The following is a 7,123-nucleotide window of genomic DNA, read 5'->3' as shown; positions in this document are numbered from 1 at the left end:
GCGAACGCGGGAACGGGGGAGCAGGGGAGCAGGGGACACGGAAAACACCGGAAGGCCCCTCGCTCTCGCAAGGGGCCTTCCGGCTGTCTGTGCGCCGCCAGGGACTCGAACCCCGGACCCGCTGATTAAGAGTCAGCTGCTCTAACCAACTGAGCTAGCGGCGCCTGCTGACAGGGAAGACTCTAGCAGCGCCCGGCGGCCGAGCCAAAATCGAATACCGGTCGCCCCCCGTTCACCCCCTGGTCACGACGGCCGCCCCGGCCGGAACCGGAGCGCCCGGCTCGCGCGCCGCCCGCACGCAGGCCCACAGCACCACCGCGGCGCCCGGCAACCGGGGATCCCGCCGTTCAGGGGCGACGATCCACCGCCCGGCGCCCTGCCCGGGGGAGTCCGGGCTGTTCACCATCCGCTGGAGGGGCGGCACGGTCACCGCGTCCCCCTTGCCGTGGCAGAGCAGCGGCGGCACGTCCCGGGCCCACTCCTCCCAGGCCAGCAGCCGGCGCAGCCGGGGCGCCGAGCCCGGCTGGACGAACAGCAGGACCCGTCCCCGGTGGCTCGCGACCGGCCCGCTGCCGGGCCCGGACGCCCACAGCTCGTCCAGCACCCGGCGGCCGAACAGCGACGGCATGCTGATCACGTCGAAGGCGCGCCCGCAGGGCAGCACCGAGGGCGCCCAGGGGCGGCTCTCCCACAGGGCGCGCATGCTCCGCGGGTACTCGCTGGCGGAGGCGAGCCAGGCCTCCCCGGCCGGGCCGACGTGCTCCACCGAGGGCTGCACCACCGACGGGTACATCACCGAGGGGTACGTCACCGACTGCTGCGTCACCGACTGTTGCGTCCAGGTCTCCACGGAGAGCAGCCTGCGCGGCGCGCGCCGCCGACGGGACGGAAAGCGCGGTTCCGCGGACAGCGCGGCGGGGAACCGCGTACCCTCCCCCGCCGCGCATATGCCGGTGGCCCGTGCCCGTGCCCGTGCCCGTGCCGCCGGGCGCGGAAGGGTCAGTCCTCGTGGCGGCGCGGCTGGAGCAGGGTGCGGCCGTACTCGATCATCTTGGCGGCGTAGTCCGCGGTCCAGTCCGCGCGCTGCGCGACCTCGGCGTCCGAGAGCGCGTCGAAGCGGCGCGGATCGGCGAGCTGCGCGGCGGCGACGGCCTGGAAGTCCGTGGCCCGCTCGGCGGCGGCCCGGAAGGCCAGGGCCAGTTCCGTGGAGCGGCGCAGCAGCTCCGCCGGGTCCTCGATCGACTCCAGGTCGAAGAATCGTTCCGGCTCGGGTTCGGCGGACTGCGGCTCGAACAGCAGCTGAACCGGACGCAGGCGCCTGGTGGGCTCGGACGACTCTGGGGAGTCGGGCATGGACGGACACCTCCGGGTCTCGGATGGGAAGGGATCTGCTCCGGGCCGGGCCGCCCGGTCGTGGCCGCCGTCCATTGTCTCGCGGCGGGGGCCCGTAGCGGAACGGTGCGCACGCGAGCGCTATTCCCTCGGCGCGCGCTGGGCCGGTGACTCACGCGCCGGGTGACCTGATCGCATGCGAACCGGTTGGCAGGACGTCCGGTCGTACCGACCGTCCGCGGAACCGGGAGATCCCATGCGTGTGCGAAAGACCCTCTCCGCCGGCGCCCTGCTGGCCGTCCCCGTCCTCCTCGGCCTGGCCCCGGCGGTGCCGGCGGCCGCCGCCGAGACGGCGACGGTGGTGGAGGGGCAGCCGAGCAAGCCCGGCGGCTTCTCGCTGGCGACCTGCCCGACCGGCACCCACCTGACGGGCGGCGGGTACCAGTGGACACCGGACGGCGACGCCGACCGGCTGGTCTACGACGGGCCGTCCACGGACGCGACCACGTGGGGGGCGAGGGCCTCCCACGGGTCCGTCGTGGCCTACGCCGTCTGCGAGACCGAGTGAGCGGCCGGGGCCCGACGCGGGCTAACGCAGGCGGACCCGGTGGCCGCTCAGATGGTGCAGCACCTGGTGGTTGGCCTCCCAGCCGTCCGGGAAGGCCACCGGGACGCCCAGCTGCACCGGCTCGGTCGACGGGTGCTCGTCCAGCAGCTCGGCGATCCCGGCCCGGGCCACCACGATGCAGGCGTGCCGGTGCCGGGAGGCGAGCACGCAGAGCCGGCCGGTCTCCAGGTGGAAGGCCGTCGCGTCGGGGCGCCCGGAGAGCGGGTGCAGCACCACGGTGACGTCGTACTCGCGGCCCTGCAGCCGGTTGGCGGTGTCCACCGTGACGGCCGGACCGGCCGCGCCGTCCACCGGCACCCCCGCCTTGAGCAGCGCCGCGCGCACGGCCGCCGCCTGGTCCCGGTGGGCCGTGCCGACGGCGATCCGGTCCGGGGCGAGCGGGGTCTCGCCCTGCTCGGAGTGGGCCGTCAGCCCGCGCTCCAGCAGCCGTCGGACGGTGGCCGCGACGGCGGCCACGGCCTGCGGATCGGTCCGCACGGTGTGCCGGGCGGGCAGCTCCAGCAGGGCCCAGCCGTGTTCGGCGGCCCGGTCGATCACCGCGTCCAGGGCCGAGCCGTCGGGCCGCACGGAGGAGGTCAGTCGGCGGTCGTCCGGGCCGGTGCCGGAGCGGAACGGGGTGTACGGGTAGAAGGCCCGGGAGATCAGCGGCGCGGCGCTGGCGGGCAGCCGCCAGGAGACCGGCAGCCGGTGCGGCTCGATCTCCGGGTTGTGCGCGAGCATGGTGACCACCGCGCTGGCGGACGGATCGTACGAGAGGCCGGCCCACTGCTCGGTGCCGACCACCGTGAACGGGTCCAGCTGGCCCGGGTCGCCGACGAACAGTGCCCGCTCGAACAGCCGGGCCACCGCGAGCAGGGCGTCCGAGCGCATCTGGTACGCCTCGTCGACGATCGCGTGCCGCCACGGGGCCTCGGCCCGCACCCACTGCCACTTGGCCGAGGTGGAGATCACCACGTCCTGCTCGACCAGGTCGGCGACCTTGTCGGAGGGCGTGACGTTGGCGTGCTTCAGCACCTCCGGGCCGGGCCTGGCGTCCGCGGCGTGCAGCCGGCCGATCGTCAGCTCCGGCGCCTTCTCGGCCAGTCGGCCGACCAGGTCGTCCACCTGGCCGTTGGTCTGGGCGACGATCATCAGCCGCTCGCCGGCCTCGACCAGCTCGCGCGCGGCCCGCACCACGAGCGTCGACTTCCCGGCGCCGGGCGGGGAGTCCACCACCACGCCGCGCGGGGCGCCGGCCGGCGGGCGGACGGTGGCCGCGAGGATCCGGGCCACCGCGGCGTCGGCGGCCGCGCCGGGGGCCTGCTCGCCCGGGGTCCGGTCGCCCGGGGTCTGATCGGGGGCCATCGGGCGGCTCACTCCCATTCCTCGGAGACGGTCGCGGCGGGTACGGGCGCGGCGCCGGGCGGACCGCCGTGGGTCCACGGGGTGTCGTCCGGCTCGGGCAGCGGCGCGGACTGGCGGACGGTCAGCTCGAACAGGGTGAAGGTGACCGTGTCGCCGGGCTCGGGCAGACTGCCCGGCTCCGGCTCCTTCCGGCGGCCCATGCCGGAGAGCATCCGCAGGGTGAGGGTGCCCTCGGCGGTGTCCACCGCGACGATCGCGGCCTTCTGGGCGGACGGCCCTCCTCCGGCGCCCCCGGCCTGGCGGCCGGGCGGTGCCCCCACCGGCCGGGGGGACCCCCACACCCTGTACGCCTCCCGGCCGAGGTCCGCGTGCGGGCGGTCGGCGGTGCGCAGGGTGACCAGCGGGCGGGGCTTGGGGGAGCGGCCGGTGGTGTCCCAGTCCGGCACCACCTCCGTCACCACGCCGCTGAACGCCTCGCCGGCCAGCCGGTGTTCGGCCATCGCCAGCGGGTCGTCCAGCGCCTCCTGGACGTCGAGACGGGCCTGCTCGCGCTCGCGCTGGGCGAGCTTGCGGGCGGCGGTGACGGCGTCGTCCTGCCGGGGCTGCGGGGGCTCGCCGGCCGCCAGCCGGTCCCGGTGGCCGGTGTAGGACCAGCGGTCGCCGGTCCAGCGCTCCTCCAGATGAGCGGCCGGCGGCAGGGCGCGCAGCAGGTCCAGGCCCCGCCAGACGTCCCGCCAGGTGGGCAGCAGGACGGTCGTCAGCGCCTGCTCCAGCCCCTCCACCGAGGCCCGCACGGCCGTCCGGGCGCGCTCGGCGGCGGCCTCGTCGCGCTGCTCGGCGCTGTGCCGCAACGCGCCCACGGCGGAGTCGTAGCGGGTGATCGCCGGGGCGAGCACGACCTCGTCGAAGCGGGGGTCGGTGGCCGGGCCGGCCGGCGGGTGCCGCAGCTGGCCCCGGTCGTCCCGCTCCGACTCGGCCAGCTCGGCCGCCTCGGCGCCGGACAGGCCGTCCGGCGGGTGGTGCCAGGCCAGCCGGGCCGCCAGGTGCTGGTCCTCCAGGTGGCTCTGGCCGGTCGCCCAGTGGCGGGCCAGCAGGGCGGTCATCGGCAGCAGCAGCGAGGAGCCGGGCACCTGGGCGCGGTCGGTGAAGTGGGTGAGCCAGCGGCCGAGCAACGGCACCCGGACCGGCGCCGGGTAGGGGCCCGGCTCCTCGTCCTCGGCGGTGCGCCGGAAACGGGTCGAGCGGCCGATCAGCGCGAGGTGGTGCACGCCCGCGCCGTTGGGCACGATCAGCTGCGGGGCGTCCGCGCACAGCTCGCGGAACACCTGGGTCTTCTCGCCGGTCTCCGGGTCCTTCTCGGAGCCCTCGATCCGTTCGACGTCCTCGGCGAAGGACTCCAGGTAGGGCAGCAGGTCGGCGGCCAGCTCCGCCAGGAAGTCGAACCGCAGGGTGCGGTTGAGCGGCTGCGGCACCAGGTGCAGCCGGGGCGCGTCCCGGTCGGTGCCGAGCATCACGGCGAGCGGCGCGCCGGACTCGCCGGCGGCCGTCAGCGGGACGAGCACCATCGGGCGGTCGGACAGGTGCCGGTGCCGGACGGTGGCCAGCGGCTCGGCCCGGCCGCTGCGGACGGCCTCCAGCCGGGCGAGGGTGGTGAGCAGACTCATGCGCGCCTCTTGACGGTTGTCTCGCCGCGCCCGTTCACGTGACAGGGCCTTCCGCGCGCAGGGCGCCCGCAGTCAGGGCTTCGGCGCGCAGCGCGGCCGCGTAGGCCAGGCGCTCGGCGGCGTCGTCCGCGCCGTCGAGGTCCTCGCCCTTGGTACCGGCCGCGGCCAGCGCCTCGGTGACCGTACGGATGCTGCCCAGCTCGCCGCGCACGCCCCGGCCGAGCTGCTCGACCCGGTCGCCGCAGCGGGCCCGGGCGCGGCAGTGGAAGCCGAGTTCGCAGGTGGAGAGGCAGTCCGGGCTGTACGCGGCGGGCACCGCCTCGACCGAGGCGGTCAGCTGTTCGATGGTCCGGGACGGCGCGCCGTCCTCGCCGGCGGCCAGGTCGAAGACGACGTCCGGCGGCAGCGCGTCCAGCAGCCGGCCGATGCCGGTCATCCGGCTCAGCTGGCGGCGGGTGGTGGCCAGTTCGCGGCGGACGTCCACGGCGACCGCGGTCGGCCGGTTGCCGAAGTCCTTCGGGCAGACCAGCAGCACGTCGGTGCGGGGGCTGCCCGGCAGCCGCTGGTCGGTGTACGGGTCCTCGGCGATCGGCTGTCCGGCCGCGGTGGCGGCGGCCTGCTGGAGCGCCAGCACGTACACGGCGGCCTGCCGGGCGGCGGCGCCGACCTTGGCCGGATCCGCGCTGCCGTCCAGCACCGGGAAGGACTTGATCTCGACCACGGTGCACCGCCCGCCGTGCACCACCAGCGCGTCCGGCTCCAGGTAGGCGGCGCTGCCGGCCACCTCCAGGCGCAGCATCGGGTGGTCCAGCAGGGTCCAGGCCCGCGGGTCGGCGGCGGCCAGGGCCAGCGCCTCGGCCGTCCGGTCGGCTCGTACGGCCGGGCCGGAGCGGTGCAGCAGGTCCGGCACCAGCAGCGGGGCGTGGCCGTCCACCGGGAGGCCCAGGTGGTGGCGGAGCGGCTCCAGCAGCGCGGCGTAGCCGTCCGCCTTCAGCCGGGACTCGAAGATCACGCCGCGGGCGATGGCGAAGGGGGACTGGCCGAAGGGGGCGGGGCGGCCGAGCCGGGCGGCCAGCGCGGCCTTGTCCACCCCGGCCGCGTCGAGCACGGCGCGCCGGTGGCAGCCGGGGTTGGCGGCGAGCGCGGCGAGGGAGCGGGCGTTCAGACTGCGCTGCGGGGCCGGTCCGCGCAGCTCCGCGAGCCGCTGGGCGAGCGGCTCAGCGGGCCCGCCGGGCGGGACGTTCGTCGAGACGTTCATGGTGCGGCCCAGTGTCGCATCCGGGTACGACAACGCGGTGCGCAACGGCCGCCGGACACCGCACCGGGTGGCCCGAACCGGACACCGCGAGGCCCGGGGACCGGCCCGCGATCGTGGCCCTCGCCCGGGTGGGGGATCATGGAACCCGGTGCTCAATGGTGAGACCGACCGTTGGCCGCCCCCTTTGCGAGGAGTCCCCATGCCCGCCCGAATCGTGCTGGTCCGCCACGGCGAGACCGAGTGGTCCGCCACCGGCCGCCACACCGGCCGCACCGACATCCCGCTGACCGAGGAGGGCCGCGCGATGGCCCGCGCCCTCGGCGCCCGCCTCGCCAAGGCCCCCTGGAACGGGCTGCCGGACGCGCTCGTCTACACCAGCCCGCTCGGCCGGGCCAAGGAGACCTGCGAGCTGGCCGGATTCGGCGACCGCGCGGTGGAGCGCCCCGAGCTGATGGAGTGGGACTACGGCCGGTACGAGGGCCGCACCGGCGCCGACATCCGGGCCACCGACCACCCCGGCTGGCTGATCTGGCGCGACGGCGTGCCCGGTGGCGAGGAACTCTCCGAGGCGGCCGCCCGGGTGGACGCGTTCCTGGCCGGCCTCAACGAGGAGCACGGCGTCCCGGATCCGGACACCACCGTGATGCACTGCGCCGACCGGGACGTCATCCTGTTCGCGCACGGCCACCTGCTGCGCATCCTCACCGCCCGCTGGCTCGGCCTGCCGCCCGAGTACGCCCAGCGGTTCAAGCTCGGCACCGCGGCGCTCTGCGTGCTGTCCTGGGAGTACGGCGCTCCGGCGGTGGAGGTCTGGAACGACCTGTCCCACCTGGACGGGCTGAACGCCGGGCACTGACCGCGGGCGCCGGGTACCGGCCTCCGGCCTCCGGCCTCCTG

Annotated in this window: 7 protein-coding genes and 1 tRNA gene; 2 read left to right on the top strand and 6 right to left on the bottom strand. The window is 76.2% G+C overall.

What is annotated here, in order from left to right; translation table 11 throughout:
• Positions 1-90 precede the first annotated feature (90 nt).
• The 3 genes from ACFRMQ_RS35850 to ACFRMQ_RS35840 all read right to left on the bottom strand — a co-directional run bounded on the left by ACFRMQ_RS35850 (position 91) and on the right by ACFRMQ_RS35840 (position 1,353).
• Positions 91-164 (bottom strand) — tRNA-Lys (locus ACFRMQ_RS35850).
• Between the two features lie 68 nt (positions 165-232).
• Positions 233-793: a bifunctional DNA primase/polymerase gene (locus ACFRMQ_RS35845; RefSeq protein ID WP_380735002.1), complete on the bottom strand. Its 561-nt coding sequence runs from the start codon at positions 791-793 to the stop codon at positions 233-235.
• 206 nt (positions 794-999) lie between these two features.
• Positions 1,000-1,353: a hypothetical protein gene (locus tag ACFRMQ_RS35840; RefSeq protein ID WP_380701303.1), complete on the bottom strand. Its 354-nt coding sequence runs from the start codon at positions 1,351-1,353 to the stop codon at positions 1,000-1,002.
• 235 nt (positions 1,354-1,588) lie between these two features.
• On the opposite strand from ACFRMQ_RS35840, the gene ACFRMQ_RS35835 reads away from it, so the two are divergent.
• On the top strand, positions 1,589-1,900 hold the full coding sequence (locus ACFRMQ_RS35835) for a hypothetical protein (protein WP_380735001.1): 312 nt from the start codon (positions 1,589-1,591) through the stop codon (positions 1,898-1,900).
• A 21-nt stretch (positions 1,901-1,921) separates the two neighbouring features.
• On the opposite strand, the gene ACFRMQ_RS35830 is transcribed toward ACFRMQ_RS35835, so the two are convergent.
• Genes ACFRMQ_RS35830 through ACFRMQ_RS35820 form a run of 3 tightly spaced genes read right to left on the bottom strand, consistent with a single transcriptional unit; the run spans position 1,922 to position 6,226 of the window.
• Complete coding sequence (locus ACFRMQ_RS35830) at positions 1,922-3,304, bottom strand: AAA family ATPase (RefSeq protein WP_380735000.1); 1,383 nt, start codon at positions 3,302-3,304, stop codon at positions 1,922-1,924.
• Positions 3,305-3,312: 8 nt separating this feature from the next.
• Positions 3,313-4,968 carry a hypothetical protein gene (locus ACFRMQ_RS35825; RefSeq protein WP_380734999.1) on the bottom strand — a complete coding sequence of 552 codons (1,656 nt, stop codon included), beginning with the start codon at positions 4,966-4,968 and terminating at the stop codon, positions 3,313-3,315.
• Between the two features lie 34 nt (positions 4,969-5,002).
• Positions 5,003-6,226 (bottom strand): hypothetical protein, encoded by a 1,224-nt coding sequence (locus ACFRMQ_RS35820; RefSeq protein WP_380734998.1) that lies wholly within the window; start codon positions 6,224-6,226, stop codon positions 5,003-5,005.
• A gap of 199 nt (positions 6,227-6,425) precedes the next feature.
• On the opposite strand from ACFRMQ_RS35820, the gene ACFRMQ_RS35815 reads away from it, so the two are divergent.
• Positions 6,426-7,082 (top strand): histidine phosphatase family protein, encoded by a 657-nt coding sequence (locus ACFRMQ_RS35815; protein WP_380734996.1) that lies wholly within the window; start codon positions 6,426-6,428, stop codon positions 7,080-7,082.
• Positions 7,083-7,123: the final 41 nt, after the last annotated feature.

It is taken from the genome of Kitasatospora sp. NPDC056783 (assembly GCF_042789895.1).
Classification (GTDB): Bacteria; Actinomycetota; Actinomycetes; order Streptomycetales; family Streptomycetaceae; genus Kitasatospora.
The sequence above is the reverse complement of the archived record's forward strand: the minus strand, read 5'-3'. Positions and strand labels throughout refer to the sequence as shown.

What these genes read in the sequence shown, in the direction of transcription:
- ACFRMQ_RS35845 (WP_380735002.1), bottom strand. Translation starts at nt 793, where the DNA reads ATGTACCCGTCGGTGGTGCAGCCCTCGGTGGAGCACGTCGGCCCGGCC.
- ACFRMQ_RS35840 (WP_380701303.1), bottom strand. Translation starts at nt 1,353, where the DNA reads ATGCCCGACTCCCCAGAGTCGTCCGAGCCCACCAGGCGCCTGCGTCCG.
- ACFRMQ_RS35835 (WP_380735001.1), top strand. Translation starts at nt 1,589, where the DNA reads ATGCGTGTGCGAAAGACCCTCTCCGCCGGCGCCCTGCTGGCCGTCCCC.
- ACFRMQ_RS35830 (WP_380735000.1), bottom strand. Translation starts at nt 3,304, where the DNA reads ATGGCCCCCGATCAGACCCCGGGCGACCGGACCCCGGGCGAGCAGGCC.
- ACFRMQ_RS35825 (WP_380734999.1), bottom strand. Translation starts at nt 4,968, where the DNA reads ATGAGTCTGCTCACCACCCTCGCCCGGCTGGAGGCCGTCCGCAGCGGC.
- ACFRMQ_RS35820 (WP_380734998.1), bottom strand. Translation starts at nt 6,226, where the DNA reads ATGAACGTCTCGACGAACGTCCCGCCCGGCGGGCCCGCTGAGCCGCTC.
- ACFRMQ_RS35815 (WP_380734996.1), top strand. Translation starts at nt 6,426, where the DNA reads ATGCCCGCCCGAATCGTGCTGGTCCGCCACGGCGAGACCGAGTGGTCC.